General features: G+C 49.9%; 21 protein-coding genes, 1 tRNA gene and 1 rRNA gene. 11 read left to right on the top strand and 12 right to left on the bottom strand.

Translation table 11 applies throughout. The features are described from left to right. The first annotated feature begins 141 nt into the window (after window positions 1-141). The 5 genes from YWK_RS0115305 (at window position 142) to YWK_RS0115325 (ending at window position 4821) form a co-directional block, all read left to right on the top strand. Complete coding sequence (locus YWK_RS0115305; RefSeq protein ID WP_026965487.1) at window positions 142-1437, top strand: MFS transporter; 1296 nt, start codon at window positions 142-144, stop codon at window positions 1435-1437. Continuing rightward, the gene (hxlA, locus tag YWK_RS0115310) at window positions 1434-2069 is read left to right on the top strand and encodes a 3-hexulose-6-phosphate synthase (protein WP_026965488.1); all 636 of its coding nucleotides are present in this window, start codon (window positions 1434-1436) and stop codon (window positions 2067-2069) included. Before YWK_RS0115305 ends, hxlA begins: the two co-directional genes overlap by 4 nt. Before the next feature lie 15 nt (window positions 2070-2084). Further along, a complete protein-coding gene (gene hxlB / locus YWK_RS0115315; RefSeq protein WP_026965489.1) occupies window positions 2085-2633 on the top strand; it encodes a 6-phospho-3-hexuloisomerase in 549 nt (182 codons plus the stop codon). 291 nt (window positions 2634-2924) lie between these two features. Continuing rightward, entirely contained in the window at window positions 2925-3317 is a 393-nt protein-coding gene (locus YWK_RS0115320) for an ATP-binding protein (RefSeq protein WP_026965490.1), read from the top strand. Then, window positions 3292-4821, top strand: coding sequence for an ATP-binding protein (locus YWK_RS0115325; protein ID WP_026965491.1), 1530 nt, complete (start codon window positions 3292-3294; stop codon window positions 4819-4821). The genes YWK_RS0115320 and YWK_RS0115325 overlap by 26 nt, the downstream gene beginning before the upstream one ends. Before the next feature lie 369 nt (window positions 4822-5190). Here the strand turns inward: YWK_RS0115325 and YWK_RS0115330 are convergent, their stop codons facing one another. The 6 genes from YWK_RS0115330 to serS all read right to left on the bottom strand — a co-directional run bounded on the left by YWK_RS0115330 (window position 5191) and on the right by serS (window position 9841). After that, the gene (locus YWK_RS0115330; protein WP_026965492.1) at window positions 5191-5475 is read right to left on the bottom strand and encodes a hypothetical protein; all 285 of its coding nucleotides are present in this window, start codon (window positions 5473-5475) and stop codon (window positions 5191-5193) included. An 885-nt stretch (window positions 5476-6360) separates the two neighbouring features. Next, window positions 6361-6924 (bottom strand): hypothetical protein, encoded by a 564-nt coding sequence (locus YWK_RS0115345; protein ID WP_026965494.1) that lies wholly within the window; start codon window positions 6922-6924, stop codon window positions 6361-6363. A gap of 601 nt (window positions 6925-7525) precedes the next feature. Continuing rightward, window positions 7526-7604: transfer RNA gene (locus YWK_RS0115355), tRNA-Arg, on the bottom strand. A 191-nt stretch (window positions 7605-7795) separates the two neighbouring features. After that, a complete protein-coding gene (locus YWK_RS0115360) occupies window positions 7796-8245 on the bottom strand; it encodes a hypothetical protein (RefSeq protein ID WP_026965495.1) in 450 nt (149 codons plus the stop codon). 15 nt (window positions 8246-8260) lie between these two features. After that, complete coding sequence (locus tag YWK_RS0115365) at window positions 8261-8557, bottom strand: hypothetical protein (RefSeq protein WP_026965496.1); 297 nt, start codon at window positions 8555-8557, stop codon at window positions 8261-8263. 3 nt (window positions 8558-8560) lie between these two features. Then, window positions 8561-9841 carry a serine--tRNA ligase gene (gene serS, locus YWK_RS0115370; RefSeq protein WP_026965497.1) on the bottom strand — a complete coding sequence of 427 codons (1281 nt, stop codon included), beginning with the start codon at window positions 9839-9841 and terminating at the stop codon, window positions 8561-8563. Window positions 9842-10011: 170 nt separating this feature from the next. Here serS and YWK_RS0115375 point away from each other — a divergent pair, with 170 nt between their 5' ends. The 4 genes from YWK_RS0115375 (at window position 10012) to YWK_RS0115390 (ending at window position 12939) form a co-directional block, all read left to right on the top strand. After that, the gene (locus YWK_RS0115375) at window positions 10012-10386 is read left to right on the top strand and encodes a VOC family protein (RefSeq protein ID WP_026965498.1); all 375 of its coding nucleotides are present in this window, start codon (window positions 10012-10014) and stop codon (window positions 10384-10386) included. A 120-nt stretch (window positions 10387-10506) separates the two neighbouring features. Further along, window positions 10507-11442 (top strand): DMT family transporter, encoded by a 936-nt coding sequence (locus YWK_RS0115380; RefSeq protein ID WP_026965499.1) that lies wholly within the window; start codon window positions 10507-10509, stop codon window positions 11440-11442. 305 nt (window positions 11443-11747) lie between these two features. Further along, window positions 11748-12047, top strand: coding sequence for a hypothetical protein (locus YWK_RS0115385; RefSeq protein ID WP_026965500.1), 300 nt, complete (start codon window positions 11748-11750; stop codon window positions 12045-12047). Between the two features lie 184 nt (window positions 12048-12231). After that, window positions 12232-12939, top strand: a complete 708-nt coding sequence (locus YWK_RS0115390) for a hypothetical protein (RefSeq protein ID WP_026965501.1) — start codon at window positions 12232-12234, stop codon at window positions 12937-12939. A 50-nt stretch (window positions 12940-12989) separates the two neighbouring features. Here the strand turns inward: YWK_RS0115390 and pdxT are convergent, their stop codons facing one another. The 4 genes from pdxT to YWK_RS20220 all read right to left on the bottom strand — a co-directional run bounded on the left by pdxT (window position 12990) and on the right by YWK_RS20220 (window position 16093). After that, the gene (gene pdxT, locus YWK_RS0115395; RefSeq protein WP_026965502.1) at window positions 12990-13565 is read right to left on the bottom strand and encodes a pyridoxal 5'-phosphate synthase glutaminase subunit PdxT; all 576 of its coding nucleotides are present in this window, start codon (window positions 13563-13565) and stop codon (window positions 12990-12992) included. A gap of 133 nt (window positions 13566-13698) precedes the next feature. Beyond that, a complete protein-coding gene (gene pdxS, locus YWK_RS0115400; RefSeq protein ID WP_026965503.1) occupies window positions 13699-14583 on the bottom strand; it encodes a pyridoxal 5'-phosphate synthase lyase subunit PdxS in 885 nt (294 codons plus the stop codon). Between the two features lie 55 nt (window positions 14584-14638). Continuing rightward, complete coding sequence (locus YWK_RS22715) at window positions 14639-14764, bottom strand: hypothetical protein (protein WP_281172261.1); 126 nt, start codon at window positions 14762-14764, stop codon at window positions 14639-14641. A 90-nt stretch (window positions 14765-14854) separates the two neighbouring features. Then, window positions 14855-16093 carry a D-alanyl-D-alanine carboxypeptidase family protein gene (locus tag YWK_RS20220; RefSeq protein WP_051375653.1) on the bottom strand — a complete coding sequence of 413 codons (1239 nt, stop codon included), beginning with the start codon at window positions 16091-16093 and terminating at the stop codon, window positions 14855-14857. A gap of 205 nt (window positions 16094-16298) precedes the next feature. On the opposite strand from YWK_RS20220, the gene YWK_RS0115415 reads away from it, so the two are divergent. Further along, window positions 16299-17402, top strand: a complete 1104-nt coding sequence (locus YWK_RS0115415) for a hypothetical protein (protein ID WP_026965504.1) — start codon at window positions 16299-16301, stop codon at window positions 17400-17402. Between the two features lie 154 nt (window positions 17403-17556). Here the strand turns inward: YWK_RS0115415 and guaB are convergent, their stop codons facing one another. Further along, a complete protein-coding gene (gene guaB, locus YWK_RS0115420) occupies window positions 17557-19026 on the bottom strand; it encodes an IMP dehydrogenase (protein WP_026965505.1) in 1470 nt (489 codons plus the stop codon). 108 nt (window positions 19027-19134) lie between these two features. Here guaB and YWK_RS0115425 point away from each other — a divergent pair, with 108 nt between their 5' ends. Next, window positions 19135-20121, top strand: a complete 987-nt coding sequence (locus YWK_RS0115425; RefSeq protein ID WP_026965506.1) for a YaaC family protein — start codon at window positions 19135-19137, stop codon at window positions 20119-20121. A gap of 112 nt (window positions 20122-20233) precedes the next feature. Here the strand turns inward: YWK_RS0115425 and rrf are convergent. Further along, window positions 20234-20350, bottom strand: a 5S ribosomal RNA gene (gene rrf / locus YWK_RS0115430). Window positions 20351-20398 lie beyond the last annotated feature (48 nt).

Below are 20398 nucleotides of genomic sequence, written 5' to 3' on the forward strand. Positions count from 1 at the left end.
GATAGTGTCGGAACAAGCAGAAATAGAACGCGGATGCGCGATTGGTGCACTGGCAGTCACGTCTGAAGGCGACTTGGAGGGACTTCCTACACGTGACAAGTTAAACGCATTCATGAATCCATTTGCAGGGAGGGTACACGGATGAATTCTTCACACGTGGCACTACCAAAATCGCGTTGGGCAAGACTGATTCCCATGGTCTTTATCACGTATAGTCTTGCGTATCTGGACCGATCCAACTATGGCTTTGGCGCAGCGGCCGGGATGAAGGAAGCCCTTCATATTACCGGTGGAGCTTCCGCATTACTGGGTGCTTTGTTCTTTTTGGGCTACTTCTTTTTTCAAGTACCTGGAGCACACTACGCGGAAAAATACAGCGCAAGGAAACTGATTTTCTGGGCGCTGATTTCCTGGGGAATTCTGGCGTCCACCCAGGGTGTCATAACAAATATACCTCTACTCTTCGTAGACCGGTTCTTGCTTGGCGTCGTAGAAAGCGCTGTCATGCCAGCCATGCTGGTATTTATCAGCCACTGGTTTGTGAAAGAAGAGCGATCTCGCGCGAATACGTTTTTAATCCTGGGCAACCCTGTGACCGTTCTTTGGATGTCGGTCATTTCGGGGTATCTCGTCCAATGGTTCCATTGGCAAGGCATGTTCCTCATTGAAGGGATTCCCTCGGTCATCTGGGCATTTGTTTGGTTGGCAGTGGTTCGAGATAGACCAAAGGACGCAACCTGGCTTTCTCCGGCCGAACAACAGGCGGTAGAACATCGTCTCCTCAGCGAACAGTCCGGCTTGGAAGAAGTAAAAAATTATCGAGAAGCATTTCGTTCGAAGCCGGTTGTCTTATTGTCGTTCCAATACTTTTTCTGGAGTATCGGGGTGTACGGTTTTGTACTTTGGCTTCCCTCCATGATTCGATCCGCCTCGAAGGTGGGGATTGTCAGCACCGGTTGGCTGTCGTCCGTCCCTTATTTGTTGGCTGCCATTCTCATGATCCTCACGTCTTATTGGTCGGATCGGTCGAATCATCGCAAGACTTTCGTGTGGGTCTCACTCTTCATTGGGGCCGTTGCGTTTTACGGGTCCTATCTCCTAGGTGCGTCAAACTTTTGGATGTCCTTTGTAGTTCTCGTCATTGCAGGTGGAGCCATGTATGCGCCGTACGGTTCCTTCTTTGCGATGATACCTGAGATGCTGCCTCGAAATGTTGCCGGCGGAGCTATGGCATTGATCAATGGAATGGGTGCACTTGGATCGTTTGCTGGTTCATACGTGGTCGGTTATTTAAACAGTCTGACCGGTAATCCGAGCCTGTCCTATGCGTTTATGGCTGTGTGCCTTCTGTTGTCCGTGGTCTTTACTCTTGTTGTGCGCACACGTAGAAACGTGTTGCTTGCCAATACGTCTTCAGAGGGAGCTGTGAGTCAATGAAGATTCAACTTGCACTGGACCGCTTCCGTATCGATGAAGCCATTGCCCTTGCGTCGTCCGTCGAGGACTATGTGGACTGGATTGAAGTGGGAACATCGCTCATCAAAGAGTTTGGCATGGAGAGCGTCCGGGCCTTTCGCAAGGCATTTCCAACGAAGACCATCCTAGCAGATATGAAGACCTTTGATAACGCGGCGTATGAAATGAAGTTATGTTTCGAAGCAGGGGCCAACGTAGCGACTGTCATGGGGGCAGCACCGTTTGCCACGCTTGAAATGTGTAAGCGGGTGGCCGACGAATATGGCGGACATATCATGGTGGACTTACTGAATGTCCCGCCGGAACAGTATCACCAACTGGCTCGTTTGACCGGCGTCAAGTGGTGTTACCACGTAAGCAAGGACGAGCAGGAGGGGCAGGGAAAATCAGCGACAACCCTGAACATAGCGGATTGTCCAATGGGGATTCAAACGGCGGTTGCAGGGGGAATTACAGTTGAGAGTATTCCACAATTCAAGCGTCGTGGAATTGACATTGTCATTGTTGGTTCTGCCATCACAAAGGCAGACAACCCCATTGAAGCTGCACGGCAATTTCAATCTGCAATGGATAACGAAAAAACAATGAGTTGAAGGAGATGTGTGGCGATGAGCGTCATGGAGACCATTGTGAATGAGATAAGCAGTGTGTTAGCGCACGTGGATAGAACGAGTCTGGAGGACATCTCAGGACGTCTGATTCGCGCACCTCGTGTATTCGTGGTTGGCGAAGGACGTTCTGGGCTGATGGGACGTGCATTCGCGATGAGACTGATGCATCTTGGCGCCACATCGTTTGTGGTTGGAGAAACCATCACACCATCGATTCAGGAAAACGACGTGTTGGTAGCCATCTCAGGCTCTGGGAAGACGGAACAGGTGGTTCGTGTGGCCGAAAAGGCGAAAGCAGTCGGGGCTGTCATTGTTGCAGTATCTACAAACCGTGCATCGGACTTGGCCAAAGTCGCTGATGCGTTACTTCTCATTCCGGCTGCTACAAAGTATCGGCAGGCTGGAGAACAAGAAAGCATTCAGCCACTCGGGTCCCTCTTTGACCAGTGCGTTCACGTCACGCTGGATGCAATTAGTCTCCATTATGCAGCACAGCTTCGAGAAGACAACAACTCGGCCTTCCTGCGTCACAGCAATATGGAGTAATCCGGCGTAGGATTGTAGCCAAGTTCGAAGTATCAAAAATTCGAATCCACGTCCTGCGTCACACTCAGACAGCATAGCTGCTACTTAATATGTACAGCCACGTTTTGCTGGTGACGCAGGACGAAGTTTCCGAAAAACGATGCTTCGTGAGATCCGTCCTCGCGAACGCCCCCTCCACTGCAAGTGATGGTCATTCACTGCAAAATAATGCCCATTGATATATTCTTTAGAGTCAATATAATCAAATTAAATAATAGATGAAATTTCGCCGCTTGGGGGATTCCTTAGCCGATGACCTATCAGCAAGTGAACATCTCGTCAGAAGATGATATATATGTTGCACTAAGTGCCGTTCGTCATTTTATGAAGCGACTCCCCTTTTCCGAGTCAGATCAACAGAAGGTATTTGTGAGTGTTTCAGAGTTAACCCGAAACGTTTTGGATCATGCCTGTAGCAAGGGGATTTTTTATTGTGAGTTAATTGATAAGGGAATACGTTTTATGGTAATAGATCACGGTCCAGGAATTCGCAATGTAGATGAAGCTTTGAGTGGAAAAAAGACGTCTTCGTCGCGTGGATTAGGACTCGGATTGTCCGGTGCGAAGAGATTAATGGATGAATTTCAGATTGAGACTTCGACGAGAGGAACGAAAATCGTTGCTATCAAATGGGCAGGAAAATAAAAAAGTCACAGAGACGGATCATACATTAAGCCGTCTTGCTTCCATAGGTCAAATTGCGGCGGGAATTGCACACGAAGTGAGAAACCCACTAACATCGGTGAAGGGATTTCTCCAGTTGCTACAAAAGGAGTTTTCCCACAAATATATAGACTTTGCTAGCTCAGAACTGGATCAGGCAATCTCTACATTACAAGATTTATTGCAAGTTTCTAAACCTGACTTGGAAGACGAGTCGTATGTTGCTATTAATCTTTGTTCAGAATTAGAGTCTTTGCTGTATTTGTTTCAGGATCAAATCTACCGGGTTCGAATTGTTAAGAATTTTCATAATAGCGATGATACAATCTATGGGAAGAGAAATCAGTTAAAGAAAGCATTTTTTAACCTCTTGAAAAACGCATTTGAAGCCATCCCGAATGAAGGGATCATTGCAATCGAACACTACCGCATGGGTGACTTCGTTTACGTCATCATTTCTGATACAGGCGTTGGTGTACCTAAAGATAAGATTCAACTGTTAGGAACCCCTTTCTTTACAACGAAAGATGATGGCACGGGAATGGGGCTAACTCAGGTGTTTTCGACCATCTACCAACATGGAGGCTCAATCGATGTGCAAAGTACAGAAGGAATAGGAACTACGTTTACCATTCGATTTCCAACTGAGATTACTGAAAAAATTGGAGTGATTGATTTGGATCTACAATATGTAAGCGGTCACAGTTTTAAAGAATTTTTTTTGCTGAATCAGGATCGTTTTAACGAGTTATTTGCTTTAGAAACGAAAGATACGATTCAACTCATTGAAGAATCCAAGTATAAGCTGGATGCGCGTGCGATTTTTGATAAAAAGGCAAAACTCTTAGTCGAAGATCGGCAGCATGAACTGATTATCCTTGCAAAGGAAGTTGGAAAGAATGCTGCAAAGAACGATGTTCCTTTGGTCATAAAACTGGAATTATCTCAGGCATTTCGTAAATTGTATTGGAATTTTTTACACAACTATTATAGACATGTCGAACTCGATATGGAAGGTTTTTTCCAACTCGGAATAAAGACCAATTTCATATTGGACCATTACATTTTTCATTATTTTTCAAGTTATATAGAGTACAAGGATGAATTACTGCGTACTCACCGCGAAACGATTGATGACTTGTCAGTTCCCATTATACCATTATCCAATTCTATGGCGGTGCTACCCATTGTTGGCACATTAGATACCTATCGGGCTAAGAAAGTTCAGGAACGGACATTAAATCAAATCTCTAGCCTAAAAATACAAAGAATCATTATTGATTTGTCCGGTGTTGCGTTTATGGATACGGCTGTGGTGGGACATCTGTTTCGAATTGTAGAAGGAATTGGTTTACTCGGATGTAAAGCGGTTATCACGGGTATTCGCCCAGAAATTGCGAACACAATGATTGAATTAGGAATCCCATTTACTGAAAAGGTAGAGACGAAGGCAACTTTGCAACAAGCCTTGGAGGAATATCATTAATAGGAGCAGGCCCAGAGCCAGAAAGAAAAAATGTTTCCTAAGCAATCCCCGGGGTATGGACGATGGGATTATCAGCATCTCGCAACCTCTACATCCCATCGTCCGTAGCAAAGCGTAGGCGACTGTGTGACCGGTTCAGCAGTATCTCATTACTTCCATAATTTCGGCATCCAACAATTCCTGTAAGTGGCTGTGTTGAGTTTTTTTAACATCGCATTCAGCACATCGCCTGAAGTCGCCTTCCACTTTCTGATTTGGCTTTATAACAGCTCAATCCGCAACAAGATTTGATTTCATGAATCCTCCTCTGCCAATGATAATCTGCCAATGACGAGCTCCCTATACGACGAGACGTGCCTCACATGGCTATCAACGAATCAAGCGCAATCCCGGTTCTGTGCCGGTACTCCTGAGGACGTTCGCATTCTTCACGATGTGAGAGAGAAGTCGTCGACTTCGTTCCAGATACAAGATGCGCTTCTCAAGTACAGAGCAATATTTCTGAAGTTCCATATGTTCAGCACGGAGTTTCATGTGTTCTTGACGAAGTGTCCCATGTTCTTCATTTAAACGTGCGACCGACCGATTGAGATTCGTCAACATCAATCCCATGCCCAAGGTCAACAAGCCGATGACCACATACACCAACAACATTTATTCATCACTCCCGATTTGTATTCATTGCCTATGATGTCTGGCGCGCCTACTTCCGTTGCTGTTGATGTGATTATAGACGGACTTATCAGACAAAGACAACGGGTGTAATTTTAGAAGTTTTGACGAACACGCTCGAATGGCCATAAAGCAGTTCTTACTTGGCTTGCTGCCCCGCAAAACTTCTGTTAATCGCTCCATTTTGCTTCCTTCAACGGCCTTCAAACGACAGTTTCTTGCATGAAAAAAGTCTCACCCTTCGACAGTTGGCACACCGACTGTGTGGCTTGTGTCGAAAGGCGAGACGTATATCAAGAAAGAACGCCCAAGGCACACAGCCAAGGGCGACTTTCTTGCACTTGCAGTTTCGGGACTATCTCGTTAGCAGTTACAGACACTACTTTCTTTTTACACTCTCGACAAGTTGTATGAGTACCCCTATCACAAGTATTCCTACACCAATGTTGCCAAAAATTGATTTACCCATCATTGACATTAGGGTACCTCCGCTTGCAACAAACAGAGCTGACACGACTTTTCGCATCTCTATTTTCTTTGAGAAAAGAAGATAGAGGTACTCGTAGCTGTAGTTCGCCTAGTTGTCTACAATTAGCCACAGCATTAGCTTGGCTTCCTTCCTCTCAAACACACTGTCGAAAACCACAAGACCGAGACCGCTATTAAGGCATACGCATCCTTATCATTCAATAATAGGCCCACAACTCCAAGTATGGCAGCAATCACAGCACCGCCTAAGAGCGTTGTCGATCTGCTTGTACCTTTGAAAGACTTAGAAAATACCGCATACACAGTCAATGCCACCACGAAAAACGCAACAAATGAAATCAGCGTGGTTACCACGAACACCCGCATCCCTCCCTATTTTTAGTGGTCGAGATGGGCGTTGATGAAGCTCTCGACGGTCTGATAGCCGCCTAGAATGTGTGACACTTCGTAATGCTCACCTTGATTCGTTATGTAGAAGTTCATGTCCTCGGTGACACGATGGTAATACTTCAATGCTTGGGCACCGTCTTTGTAGTCCTTGGCGTTGTGTTCCTGGGCTGCAACCTCGTAAAGACGCTTCAAGTTTGAAACGTCTGCCTGTAGCTTCTTCTTTACATCATCAGGTGCTACGCACTTTCCGATTTCAGATTCAAGCTCATTCGGACCTTGTACAAGCTCGCCGTCCTGTAATGGTAAACTCCACCCGTAGCTATCCCCGCTTGACAGTAAGTCCATTTGTGCAAACCCTGTGTCGGCGTCAATCCTATCTCTCAGATGCGTAACGGTGTTTTCTATCGGCGTTAAATCAATGGATGGTGGCTTGCTCTTTGCGATGGATACCGCGTGTTGATTCGCTTCATATTTGGGTAAATACCACCAAATGACGGCTGAGATAGCGGCAACACCTACTAGCGCACTAGACCCAATAATGACTTTTTTCACTACCCTACCCTCATTCTTCAATTCGCATTCAGAACTTTAGAATAGTATACCTCCAGATAAAAATCACACACAATGCCTATTATTAGGTGCGTCGTCGATTCGTCGCTCAGAGTTTCGACCCATCGAGATCTGTACGAGTCGCGTATAGAACCGTCTGTGCAAAATGGGGTGGCCGGGGTTGGTCGGATGGTGACCGTCAGCAAAGTAATTGTGACCAATTTTCGCAATTCAATCGCTCATCAATCGTTCGCTCATTCGACCAATTCGTCCATTCTTCGACAAACCGATGTGCCCGCTCTTCAGCAACTTCACTCATTGGGTAGGATTCGTCGTCAAATACCCCTCTTCGTACAAAAGCAAAACATGCATCGAATGGAGAATCCATTCGCGGATGAGACTTGCGTCATCATTCTGGGTCTGTAGCTTGCGTACAATCGTTCGTCCTTTACGTTTATCCATAACAAAAAACCTCCGTTTCGACAAAACGCCAAAACGGAGGCCGTAACTCACGCGGACTCGCCAAATCACGAACGCGGTCTAGCCATGTATCCCTCATTCGTCCGATGTTCCAAAAGCCGCGTCAAAACGGCATTTTTTAATGTGGCGCACCCGGAGGGACTCGAACCCCCGCAAGACGCGGTTTAGGAAACCACCGCTCTATCCACCTGAGCTACGGGTGCACGTTGACTACAACATTATATAAAAAATACAACCGATTGCGCAAAGGAAAACTTCGGATGTAGTTCCTGGTTTCACAAAGATAGGTGCTGCGCCGGCGCGCATCAATGGCCGGCGCTCGATTCAATATTCTCGGCATGAGAACGAAGATCCATGTACTCATCACCGCAATGAGATGGTTCATCCGAAATATCTACTTTCCTACCCCCGCCAACTTCCGAAACAGCGGTAACTCCACATCGTCGACATGTATACGAAGATATCCGTTGTAGCACCGCAGTTCGCGGATTTTAATCCCAACTCCGAGCGCTCTCAGCAAAGACGGGATGTGCACGACGAGCGAATTCCGAATCACGTCAATACCCGGCGGCGCGTCCTTCATTGCCTCGCGCAACTGGCGGTTCACGACGGTACCAGGGATGGCGACGAGTTTGTGAGCTGCAATATCAATCGACGCTTCGTACTCGCTGCCTGACGATGGCTTGGCGATGAAATCGACGTTGAGAAAGAGTAACTTCACTTGTCCATGGATGCCGTCCTCGCGAATGTCTGTGATGCGGAGGTTTGAGTCTACGGCAAAGTCGCGAATCAGACTGTTGATGTCGTCTGCGCTCAAGTCCACACGCACGTGGGAAATCCGCAAGGATAGCCCTCCTCGTTACTGTTGCAGCTCAGCGTCCCGGGTACGCTGTTGGTATCTCAACTTGCGCAAGTGCTGGAACGACTTCACACCCATGAACACAATCATGCCAAAGCCGAGCAACAAGAGCACCACGGAGACGACGCCTGCCTCAATGGTGGGAAGCAGGCCGACGAGAAACCCCATCACAATGGCGCTCCACGAGATAAACATGGAGCGGCCAAAGGCAATCTTGTTGAGTGCTCTGTGCTGATACATCATGCAAATCACAATCACGATGAGAGCAATGAGCCCAACGACCTCTTTCCAAGACATCGCTTATGCCCTCCGCGTAATGGTCTCCACACCCATGTACGGAACAAGGGCTTTCGGAAGTTTAATGCTCCCATCTGCCTGTTGCCCATTCTCCAGAATGGCGGCGACAGTGCGACCAATGGCAAGCCCTGACCCGTTCAGTGTATGCACAAACTCCGGCTTCGATGTCTCGTCCCGACGAAAACGCAGGTTGGCGCGACGCGCTTGGTACGCCTCAAAGTTTGAGCAGGATGAAATCTCGCGGTACCTGCCTGCTGCGGGAAGCCAGACTTCCAAATCGTACTGTTTGGACGCTTTCACCCCTTGATCCCCTGTGCAGCACTCAATGACGCGATATGGCAGTTCCAGGGCCTGCAGGATATCTTCAGCGTCTTCCACGAGGGAATTGAGTTCGTCGTAGGACGATTCCGGTGTCACCAGTTTCACGAGCTCGACTTTCTGGAACTGGTGAAGTCGGATCAGGCCGCGTGTGTCTTTGCCCGCGCTTCCGGCTTCGGATCGGAAGCAGGAGCTGTACCCCGCAAACTTCACGGGCAACTGCGATGCATCGAGAATCTCGTCTCGATAATAGTTGGTGAGTGGAATCTCAGCCGTTGGAATCAAGTAGTACGGCAAACCTTCCAGTTTAAACATCTCGTCGCCAAACTTGGGCAGGTTGCCAGTTCCGATGAGGCTGGTGTCATTCGCGATGAATTGTGGAAACATCTCCACGTAGCCGTTTTTCTCAATCTGGTAGTCGAGCATGAAGTTGGCGAGTGCGCGTTCGAGCTTGGCACCGAGGCCCTTGTACAGCACGAAGCGGCTTCCGGTAATTTTGACCGCGCGCTCAAAGTCCACGATGTCGAGATCCTGTGCCAATTCCCAGTGTGGTTTCGGTTCAAACGAAAACTGCGGTTTATCGCCCCAGTGCTTTATGGTGACGTTATCGTTTTCGTCGTCGCCATCTGGTACAGACTCGTGCGGAATATTTGGCAGGCCGAGCAACATCTCGTGCACTTGCTCGTCCAACTGGCGGACTCGCTCGTCCAGTTCCTTGATCTTTTCCGATACTGATTTCATCTCTGCAATCTCGGCCGACGCGTCCTGCCCCTGCTTCTTCTTCATTGCAATCGCTTCGGACGCTTTGTTACGTACGGACTTCAAGCGTTCCACTTCAGTGAGCGCACTGCGCCAGGCTTCGTCCGCTTCAAGCAGCTGATCAATGAGAGCTGGATCGTACTTTTTGCGTTTTACGCCCTGGCGGAACTTGTCTGGATCTTGCCGAATCGCTTTGAGGTCCAACATGAAAAATGCCACCGTCCCTTATGCCATCTGTATTCCTTGAGAATACCAAATGGAGTGCGGTCGTATCAACTGAATTGGCTGAATGGTGCGCTCACAATTCCTTCAATGACCAGCGACAATACACACAGAGGGGTGGTAATATTCAGGAAAGCGCATAAGGAGGGCCAAAGATGAAATTCGAATTCTCTGGAATAGACCATGTTCAACTCGCCGCTCCTGAAGGTTGTGAGACTGAGGCGCGTAGATTTTTCGGAGAACTGTTGGGATGGACTGAAATCCCGAAGCCTGAAAACCTGAGAATGCGGGGCGGCGTTTGGTTTCAATGTGGTATCCATCAGGTACATATCGGGGTTCAAAAAGATTTTGTTCCTGCCACAAAGGCCCACCCAGCCTTTCGTGTACAGAATATTGACGCACTGCGAGAGCATTTGCTCCAAAACGGCGTCCAAGTGATGGAAGACGATGCACGCGCAGATGAAGGTGTAAAACGATTCTACGTGAGAGATCCGTTCGGAAATCGACTTGAGTTCATGGAATGGATCTGATGGTTGAAAAGCCCCGGACATGTCGACAGCCTGATTCGTGCGGAAGATGGTTTATCAATCGTTCCTTGTGAGAGAGCGAGTGAGATACAATCAAGAAAACGAGGTGGCGGAGGTTTCACAATGCGAAAATCCTTACTCGGAGCCATTTGTTTAACACTGGCCGCCAGCATTTGGGGTGGTATGTATGTTGTTAGCAAGTATGTTCTCAAGTACATATCGCCGTTTCCTCTCTTGTTTCTCCGTTATGCTATCGGCGTCATCGTTTTGACTGCAGTGTTGTGGATCACATCCCGAAGAAACCGGCGAGTACCGAGCATGCAACTAGGTTCCCGGACAACATGGTGGAAATCTGTCATTCTCTTTGCCTGGATTGGTTTTATCGGTTACTTCGTATCCGTCGGGTCTCAGTTTGTAGGTACAAAATTGGCTGACGCCCACACAGGAGCGCTCATTACGGCAGCTTCCCCTGCTTTTATCTTTGTGTTCGCACGTTTTCTTTTAGGTGAACGGTTGTCGGGTCGTAAGGTAAGGTCTCTGGTTCTCGCAAGCATGGGCGTCATTGTGGTAGTAGGCTGGAACTTTTCCAAGGGGACTCACTTACTGGGGAATTTATATTTGCTGCTAGCAGCCGTTACTTGGGCATTGTTGTCCGTATACGCGAAAGTGGCAGCAAGGTATCACTCTTCGCTCGCAGTGACGACGTACGCACTGGCGTTTGCTTTGGTGTTTACCGCACCTGTCGCTTATCATCAGTGGGATTCGTATCAACTTCAAGCCTTGTCGCATCCACTTCTCCTCGCGGGCGTCCTGTACTTAGGAGTCGTGTCCACAGCGCTTGCGTTCTTTCTGTGGAACAAAGGAATGGAGTTAATGGATGCCGGTCCTGGGTCCCTCTTCTTTTTCTTTCAACCCGTCGTTGGGGGATTGTTTGGTTGGCTTTTGCTCGGAGAACAACTCACATGGAATTTCTTTGCTGGTGGAGTTCTGATTGTCATCGGGGTTGCGATGGCGGTTTTGAACGCACCTGAAGAGGTTCAGCTTTCATTGCAAGAATAACGTTTGAAAGTCCACGAATCTGAGTTCAAAGTTGTGGATAACCCAGACAGGTCCATGCAACGGATGAGTGAATCATTTGACCACTGCGTACTTTATACACATATCCAGAGTTTTGTCGCACAATTCTGTGGATAATTCATATGCTTTTGCTACAGCGTAGACAGCTACACCCTCATCATGCTCTCCATCTCCAGCAGTTGAAGCCAACGTACACCCATGACAAACGTACAAGAACAAATGCGCATCCCTGCGTATGGTGTAGGCATACGCACCGCAGCGAATGTCCGTGTATGGAGGGTGACATGATGGAGATGAGCAAAGACTATGCACGCAGATTTGTTGGCCAATGGGTCCATTGCCACTCGATGTACGGCATGCACGTAGGGATTGTCCACAGAGCGCTAAGCGATGGCCTCATTCTAGTGCACCACACGCAGCTAGCGAGCGGATCAAATCCGCATCCCCAAGAATTCCAGCCGGGGCTGCATCAAGCTGGAGACAGTATGGACGTCTCACAAGTCCAATTTTTCCTGCCAGCTCCGGGACTGTTTGTGCCGTACGCTGGACTATTTGGACTGTGGCCAGGTCCAGGATTCTTCATTTAACGGAACAGGAGGCACTCCACGGTTTGGGGTGCCTCTGACCAATACATAGAGCCGTGTGCTTGCACATAGATTCCGATATCACACCCCAACACAATAACCGCACAACTTCTCCACAGAAAATCCATACCAACTGGATAGGATGATCTCCGAGGTGCAAAACATCAAATGACAAGGAGGCAATCCAATGAAATTGAAAATGGCGGTACTTGGTTCAGCGTTGACCATTGGAGTGTTGGGGTCTGTAACGGCGTTTGCAGCAACCAACTCGAATGCGCCATCAGAATCCACAACCTCCAAAACAGTTTCAGCTGCGCCTCATCATCTGAAAAGATTTTCAGGACTGACTTCCATCGCCAAAATTATCGGGGTGGACGAAGCTACACTGAAACATGATTTGCAAGCTGGACAATCCTTGGCACAAATCGCCCAGTCCAAGGGCATCTCGGAAGCTACACTGATCTCTGATTTGAAACAGGACTTGAAAACACGGCTTGACAAAGCTGTGCAAAACGGCAAGTTGACGGCAACAAAGGAACAGCAGATTCTGAGCAATTACGATAAACGTGCGAAGAAATTGGTGGAAGACAAGCATCTGTGGAAGGCCGCCGATGGGCACCGCCGGCGTGTCGTAGCATGGAAGGATGTCGCAAAAATTCTTGGAATGGACCAAGCCACACTCAAGTCTGACTTGAAATCTGGACAATCCCTGGCACAAATCGCCCAGTCGAAGGGCATCTCGAAAGCCACGCTGATCTCTGATCTGAAAAAAGACCTGAAAGCACGACTTGACAAAGCTGTGCAAAACGGCAAGTTGACGACAGCGAAAGAACAACAGATTTTGAGTAAATTCGCGGCAAACGCGACGAAGTTTGTAGAACATCAAGGTGCATAGTAAAGCGCCGGAATCCAAGAGATTCCGGCGCCTTTATGTTTCTCAATATGTTACTTCTGCTCTTCCACAAGGGAAAGGAAATACTTGTGAATGCGGTTGTCACCCGTGAGCTCAGGATGAAAGGAGAGTGCGAGCAGATTGCCTTGTTGAGCTGCCACAACACGATCCTCGTACGTAGACAATACCTTGACGTTATCCCCGACTCTGGTGATGTGCGGGGCGCGGATAAACACCGCAGGAAATGGCTCATCTCCAATTGCGGGAATGTCCAAGTCCGTTTCAAAACTGTTGATCTGGCGTCCAAACGAGTTGCGATTGACCTCTACATCCATCAAGGCGAGATGGGGCTCATCCGCACCTTGAATCGCTTTGGCCATCACAATCATGCCTGCACAGGTCCCGAAAACCGGCATGCCCTGTTGCCCCATGGCTCGAATCGGGTCCAACAAGTTGTATTCCCGCAACAGTTTTCCCATCGTCGTACTTTCACCGCCGGGTACAACCAAACCATCGATACCTTCGAGGTGCTCCGGCTTCTTCACAAGCACGGTCTCTGCGCCCAATTGCTCCAACATCTCTTGATGCTCTTGAAATGCGCCTTGCAATGCCAATACGCCAATTTTCATGGTCATGTCCCTCTATGTCCTATTGAAGTCGTGTACTCTGTGCCACAAAGCGAATACAAGAATCCTGCGAAGGCAATGCCAGGCACGCCTCGCAGGATTCCACTCTGTATACTTCGACTGTGACGCCATTCGGTTACCAACCGCGCGTCGCCATTCGCTCCTCGTCGCGCAATGTGTTCAAGTCAATCCCTTTCATCGCAGGCCCCAAGCCTTTGGACAGTTCCGCAATCAGCTCGTAGTCCTTGTAATGCGTGGTGGCCTGTACAATTGCACGCGCGTACTTCTCCGGGTTCTCCGACTTGAAGATGCCAGATCCCACGAACACGCCGTCACTGCCCAGTTCCATCATCAGTGCTGCGTCCGCTGGTGTCGCGACACCGCCTGCTGCAAAGTTTACGACGGGCAACTTGCCGAGCTTGTGCACTTCGTACACCAATTCGTACGGCGCACCGAGGTTCTTGGCTTCCGCCACGAGTTCGTCCTCGGACATGTTCTGGATTTTCCGGATTTGTGCCTGCATCATGCGTTGGTGCTTGACCGCTTCGACGATGTTGCCCGTGCCTGGTTCGCCCTTCGTACGGATCATGGATGCACCTTCCGCAATGCGGCGGAGCGCTTCGCCAAGGTCGCGTGCACCGCAGACAAACGGCACGGTGAACGCCTTCTTGTTCAAGTGGAACTTGTCGTCTGCCGGCGTCAGCACTTCGCTCTCGTCAATGTAGTCCACGCCCAGAGCTTCCAGGACGCGCGCCTCCACGATGTGTCCAATACGGCATTTTGCCATCACGGGGATGGACACCGCGTTCATGACTTCCTCCACGATGGTCGGGTCTGCCATACGCGCCACGCCGCCTGCTGCGCGAATATCCGATGGCACCCGTTCCAGCGCCATGACAGCGACAGCACCTGCTGCTTCCGCAATTTTTGCTTGTTCCGCGTTGACGACGTCCATAATGACGCCACCCTTTTGCATTTCTGCCATACCGCGTTTTACAACTTCGGTTCCTGTCTTCGCCATTCTTGAACAACCTCCCCCAGCAAATATGTTGACCATAAAACTGGCAGTAACACCGTTATTGATTCTTTTTCATTTTACGCAACATTCGGCGCGTCTCAAAGAATCCGCCAACGATGAATAGTAACGCCAGAATGGTGCTGCACACGATGGATCCAATCTTGATCCAGAGCGGTGTCGTCATTTCGCCACCCCATCTCGTGTAGCTTGTCCCATCACGCGGCACAACGCGCACCGCTTCTACGGACGACCGAATCACCACTACATTATTACATTATAGACGATGTATCAAATTCTTGATGCTGCTCCCAATGGACCGTAGCAGCCGGATAAACCAGTTTGCTTTTTTGTCGTTCTGTAGAGCCACCACGTCTGTTTTTGCGAGCACTGTATTCCCTACAACGTATTCGAGGGTTCCCACATTCTGTCCCTTGGTGACCGGGGCTGGAACGTTGCTCTGTGTCGTCAGTTTCAATGCGCCATGGACACCGCTCGGTAAATCGACAATCAAGTCGTCTTTCGGCGCAATGGCTACTTGAGTGTCTTGTCCGTTGGGTACGCTGACTGTCTGCGATAGCACCTGGCCACGAATGGTCGGTTTGGATTCCGTGAAGTTGTGAAACCCGTAATCAAACAACTTTTTCGTATCTTCAAATCGTTGGTGAATGTTGTTGGTGGTATCGGCCATCACAACGGAAATCAGCCGAACGCCGTTTTGTTTCGCCGTACCGACGTAGCAATATCCCGCATCCGCCGTGTACCCCGTCTTTAGCCCATCCACGCCCGGATAATGACCTAACAGTTCATCAGTGCTCGGCCACACCGAATTGGACTTGCGCACTTGGATCTTCGGGATTGACGTGAACTGTAGAATTTCTGGATAATTATTTACCATGTAGCATGCCAAAGTGGCCAGGTCTCGCGCCGACGAATAGTGGTTGGCCTGGGGCAGCCCGTCAGCGTTCATGTAATGGGTGTTTTTCATGCCCAGTTGCTGGGCTTCCTGGTTCATCCTTTGCACGAATGTGGCCTGGTTGCCGCCAATCTTATCCGCCACAGCCACGGTCGCGTCGTTCGCCGACAACACGGCAATGAACTTCATCATGTCCTGGAGGGTAAAGTGCTCCTTCGGATCCAGATAGGCGTTCGACACATCCCGCGTGGTCGATACTTTGTAGGCATCTTCCGTGACGGGAACCTCGTCCGACCATGATATCTCGTGGTCATGAACCGCTTTCATGGTGACAAGCATCGCCATCAACTTCGTCGTCGATGCCGGGGCTCGCCGCTGATCCGGATCTTTTTCGTAAAGGACTTGGCCGTTGTCTGCGTCTACGAGGATTGCGGATTTGGCTTGAATGACGGGCGGTGCAGGCAACCGAAAGGCTTGCATCTGCTTCGCGGCGACGACTGTGGAAGACGCCGAAGCAACATGGAGACCATCTGTAAGCCATGTGATGGCACACGCAGATGCTCCAGCAAGCAGAAGGAACTTTTGTATACGAAAAGTCACCGTTTGCTGCACTCCTCAATGACCGAGATGGTACGAGGTTCAGTATATCATAGGGAGTGTGGAGTGCCGGTTGGAATGGTTTGGGAAGGGATGGGTCCGGAGGTGAGAGGGCTATCCCGTCATACCCCAACCTTTCTTCCGAACAATATAAGGAGAAATGAATCGAAAAAGCACACGTCCATCATCTGAATGCGAGGGGAAACCGTTGAGAACGTTAAAAGGTTACGAAGCCATTCAAGTTGCTGAACAACACAACATCCTGTTGTATGATCTCGAAAACAAGAAGGAGGTTAGTCCAGCAGAGGCCCGGGAATACATTGAACGCAGACGCGATCCGGACGTATTCATCGTTTACGACTGGCCCGACACGGACGAAGAGGCGGAGCGCATTGTACTGCGCGAATACCAGAAAGCGCTGCTTGAGCGGCAAGAGTCGGAGGCCCGAATATTTGACCTATCCGTGGCACTCAGTGGAGGGCTTCCCATCCATGAAGTAGCTGCCGAAGCTGCGGCCAAACGACTGGTTGAGCAAGGCAAGTTGGAAATTGTGGAGACGCGGGATGACGGTAACATATACCGAATTCCCCAGGTCATGTACTTCAAGCGCTCGTTTCTGGATGAGTTACGCCATGTGGTGTGCCACCAATGCGCTCACCTAGATCCCGAAGGGCCATTTCACGAGATCTGCCTCATGAACCTCGTCCAGTTCATCAAAGACACAGATCTCAACACCACGGACATTGTGGAAGTGCGCGCATCACGAACACCCACACGCCGATCCACGAGACCGGTTCATCCGAGTATCAGCATGGAGTGGTTGTCGAAGACAGCATTGGCCACCCGAAAGAAGTGGAAAGAAGTGTTGAAGCCAATGTTGACGGACGGTCTCCAAGTGGATGTTGCAAAACGACCACAACGACCGGAACAACCTACAGAACCTCCTGTCCATGTGCAGCCGGTTGAGGAACACCGGCCACAAGATCTGTTCAAACGGACGAAGATTTCTAAGAACGAGTTGATCCAATTCCTGCGCACGGTAGAAATTGTTGATGAGAACGGCGAAGTCGGACACCTCCGCCAGGAGAACCAAAAGCTGCTTGAGAAACTTGCGATGAAACAGCGTGAAGTTGAAGAAATCGAAAAACAACGAGCGTTTGCGGAAAAACAGTATCAAGAAGTCCAGAGGGACCTCGATGTCTTACTTGAGGCCTTGCAAATCGCGAAAAAGCGGGCACCGAGTTCCCCGAGTTCAGGGCACGTGATTGATGCAACCTACGAAAGCAGTTATGACGATGATGCGCGGTCCTAGGTGTTGCGGTTCGTGATTACGCACTGTCTCGACCACGCGTCCTCTACCTGAGTAAACAACGTAATCAAGCACAAAAAAATCCGCCCAACGGCGGATTTTTTTGTGTCTGTGTCACCGAATTGACGACGCATGAATCAAACTTAGACCAACGCGCTTAAATGCTGTAGTTCGGGGCTTCTTTGGTAATGTGGACGTCATGCGGATGACTTTCCCGCAGTCCTGCAGCCGTAATGCGCATGAACTGCGCATTGTTTTGCAGGTCCTCAATGGTAGGCGTACCACAGTACCCCATGCCCGCGCGCAAACCGCCGACCAGTTGAAACAGGATGTCTGCAAGTGGACCACGGTAAGCGACGCGGCCTTCAATCCCTTCCGGAACCAGTTTCTTCTTGTCTTCCTGGAAGTAACGCTCGCCGCCGCCAGCCTTCATCGCCCCGATGGATCCCATACCGCGGTACACCTTGAAACTCCGGCCTTGATAAATTTCTGTCTCCCCAGGACTTTCTTCGGTACCCGCCAGCAAACTTCCAATCATCACTGTGCTTGCACCCGCCGCAATGGCCTTCACAATATCGCCAGAGTACTTGATGCCGCCGTCGCCAATGATGGGAATCCCCTTCTTGCGTGCGACCGTCGCACAATCGTAAATCGCCGTCACCTGCGGCACGCCGATACCCGCAACCACCCGGGTGGTACAAATGGATCCTGGCCCAATGCCAACCTTCACAGCGTTCACGCCTGCTTCAATCAGTGCTTCCGTCGCCTCGCCAGTGGCCACGTTGCCTGCTATCAACTGGATGTCCGGATACTTTTTCCGCACTTCCTTGACCAATTGAATCACACCCATGGAATGCCCGTGCGCAGTATCCACCACAATGACATCCACCCCGGCATCGACGAGTGCTTCCACTCTGTCATACATGTCCTTTGACACCGACACCGCTGCACCGACTAATAGCCTGCCGTGGCTGTCCTTGGCCGCATTCGGGAACTGCCGTGCTTTTTCAATATCCTTGATGGTAATAAGTCCTTTGAGAACCCCGTCTTCATCAACCAGCGGCAACTTTTCGATTTTGTGATGTCGGAGAATTTCTTTTGCTTCTGAGAGGGTCGTGCCAACAGGTGCCGTCACAAGGTTTTCCGTGGTCATGACCTCTGCAATCGGACGCTCATAGTTTTTCTCAAAACGCAGATCTCTGTTTGTAATAATGCCAACAAGCCGGTTAGAAGACTTTTCTACAATCGGTACGCCCGATATCCTGTACTTCGCCATCAGTGCTTCGGCGTCTTGAATCGGGTGCTCCGGAGTGAGGAAGATGGGGTCGACGATGACGCCGCTCTCTGAGCGCTTGACCTTGTCCACTTCTTCGGCCTGCCGCTGCACATCCATGTTCTTGTGGATGATACCAATACCACCTTCGCGAGCCATGGCAATAGCAAGCGCCGCTTCCGTAACGGTATCCATAGCGGCGCTGACAATTGGAATATTCAGATGAATGTCCGTCGTGAGCTTGGTTCGAACATCCACGTCGCGCGGCAACACCTCGGACCGTGCCGGAATTAGCAATACGTCGTCAAACGTTAGCCCCTCCCGCTGAAACTTGGTGCTCCAGTTGTCAGTCACGCTCTTTCCCTCCATTATCTCTGCATTGTCTCTGATATCCCGGGCATAAATCGCATGGTTCCGGTGGATATTAGGCGTAGTATAACAACCTCATTCGGGACGTGTCAAATGAGCAAACAAAATGATGAAACACAACAGTTACGGGGTACTTCAAGTAGTCCCACACAATTCGAATGGCAAAGTGAAATGATGGTGAAAAACATCCTGCGGAAACTGCATCCCGACGCCTCTTCCACTCAATTGTACGAGTCCGCAGCCAAAGTGGCCGCATCCGCCCGTCAAGCGGCCGCTTACGAAGCATCGTCAAACCATGTGGCATTGACCATCCAGCCGCTGTTACGATACTACACCGTCCTACACTGGATGAAGACGCTGCTCTTCGTAAAGGACCTGTCCTTTCCGTCATCATCTTCCGTGCTGCAGCATGGTATCTCAGTGCGCCGATCCAAACGCCATCCGTATCGCTGGCCCTACGAGACCGCCTATGTATACAAGGACGGTGTCTTGCAAAGTGTCTGTGCGTTAGCATGCCCAAACATACAGCTCCCGTCTCGGTTTGTGGTTGGCGACTTACTAGGAACATTGCCTCACATTGCCAGACATCTCTCGTCTGTGTACGAGCGATTCCAACATGTGTACATCATTCAGTCTGCGGGCAACGATGCGCCGGGCTCTGAATACGTTGCGAGGAAAATAGCAAGCAATGCGGACTTAACGGTTGACCAGTGGAGGTCGAAGTATCTTGAGGTGATACCCGGCTTCGCACGGGCGGCTGAAACCACTGAGGCCTTGTCTCAGGACCATCCGCCGTCACTCGTTCGACTCCCGGCACCGTCACACGGTCATCCATGGACCGTATCGGACGGCAGTCGTCGCTACATGCTCGACGACAGTTGGTACCCGCAGTGGATCTGCCACTTTGTCTTGCTGTACACGCTGTCGGCACTATCACGGTACAACCCCGTCGAGTGGTCAGACGTCGTGACGTGGAACAACGAACCAGACGCATTCTTCGTGCGTGAGTACCTATCCAAATACCCCATTGAGCACATTACACAACTTCTTTTCGCTGCATTCGACCTCAGGGACCTCTAACGCAGTCTGTGTGGCACGCTGAACGTTCTTACCCTCTCCCTAGCAGCGACATTTTCGAGACGTTATAACAGAAGAGCCCAGTGCATGTAGCACTGAGCTCTTTTGCTCTCTTGCCTGGCGGCGTCCTACTTTCCCAGGGGCTCCCGCCCCAAGTATCATCGGCGCTGGAGGTCTTAACGGTCGTGTTCGGGATGGGTACGCGTGTTTCCCCTCCGCCATTGCCACCAGACATCTATGTATGCTCATCGCACATCTTGTGCGTTGAGTTACATCCTTC

Source organism: Alicyclobacillus pomorum DSM 14955 (assembly GCF_000472905.1).
Lineage (GTDB): Bacteria > Bacillota > Bacilli > Alicyclobacillales > Alicyclobacillaceae > Alicyclobacillus_A > Alicyclobacillus_A pomorum.

What these genes read in the sequence shown, in the direction of transcription:
- YWK_RS0115305 (WP_026965487.1), top strand. Translation starts at nt 142, where the DNA reads ATGAATTCTTCACACGTGGCACTACCAAAATCGCGTTGGGCAAGACTG.
- hxlA (WP_026965488.1), top strand. Translation starts at nt 1,434, where the DNA reads ATGAAGATTCAACTTGCACTGGACCGCTTCCGTATCGATGAAGCCATT.
- hxlB (WP_026965489.1), top strand. Translation starts at nt 2,085, where the DNA reads ATGAGCGTCATGGAGACCATTGTGAATGAGATAAGCAGTGTGTTAGCG.
- YWK_RS0115320 (WP_026965490.1), top strand. Translation starts at nt 2,925, where the DNA reads ATGACCTATCAGCAAGTGAACATCTCGTCAGAAGATGATATATATGTT.
- YWK_RS0115330 (WP_026965492.1), bottom strand. Translation starts at nt 5,475, where the DNA reads ATGTTGTTGGTGTATGTGGTCATCGGCTTGTTGACCTTGGGCATGGGA.
- YWK_RS0115365 (WP_026965496.1), bottom strand. Translation starts at nt 8,557, where the DNA reads ATGTCTTGGAAAGAGGTCGTTGGGCTCATTGCTCTCATCGTGATTGTG.
- serS (WP_026965497.1), bottom strand. Translation starts at nt 9,841, where the DNA reads ATGTTGGACCTCAAAGCGATTCGGCAAGATCCAGACAAGTTCCGCCAG.
- YWK_RS0115375 (WP_026965498.1), top strand. Translation starts at nt 10,012, where the DNA reads ATGAAATTCGAATTCTCTGGAATAGACCATGTTCAACTCGCCGCTCCT.
- YWK_RS0115380 (WP_026965499.1), top strand. Translation starts at nt 10,507, where the DNA reads ATGCGAAAATCCTTACTCGGAGCCATTTGTTTAACACTGGCCGCCAGC.
- YWK_RS0115385 (WP_026965500.1), top strand. Translation starts at nt 11,748, where the DNA reads ATGGAGATGAGCAAAGACTATGCACGCAGATTTGTTGGCCAATGGGTC.
- YWK_RS0115390 (WP_026965501.1), top strand. Translation starts at nt 12,232, where the DNA reads ATGAAATTGAAAATGGCGGTACTTGGTTCAGCGTTGACCATTGGAGTG.
- pdxT (WP_026965502.1), bottom strand. Translation starts at nt 13,565, where the DNA reads ATGAAAATTGGCGTATTGGCATTGCAAGGCGCATTTCAAGAGCATCAA.
- pdxS (WP_026965503.1), bottom strand. Translation starts at nt 14,583, where the DNA reads ATGGCGAAGACAGGAACCGAAGTTGTAAAACGCGGTATGGCAGAAATG.
- YWK_RS22715 (WP_281172261.1), bottom strand. Translation starts at nt 14,764, where the DNA reads ATGACGACACCGCTCTGGATCAAGATTGGATCCATCGTGTGCAGCACC.
- YWK_RS0115425 (WP_026965506.1), top strand. Translation starts at nt 19,135, where the DNA reads ATGAGCAAACAAAATGATGAAACACAACAGTTACGGGGTACTTCAAGT.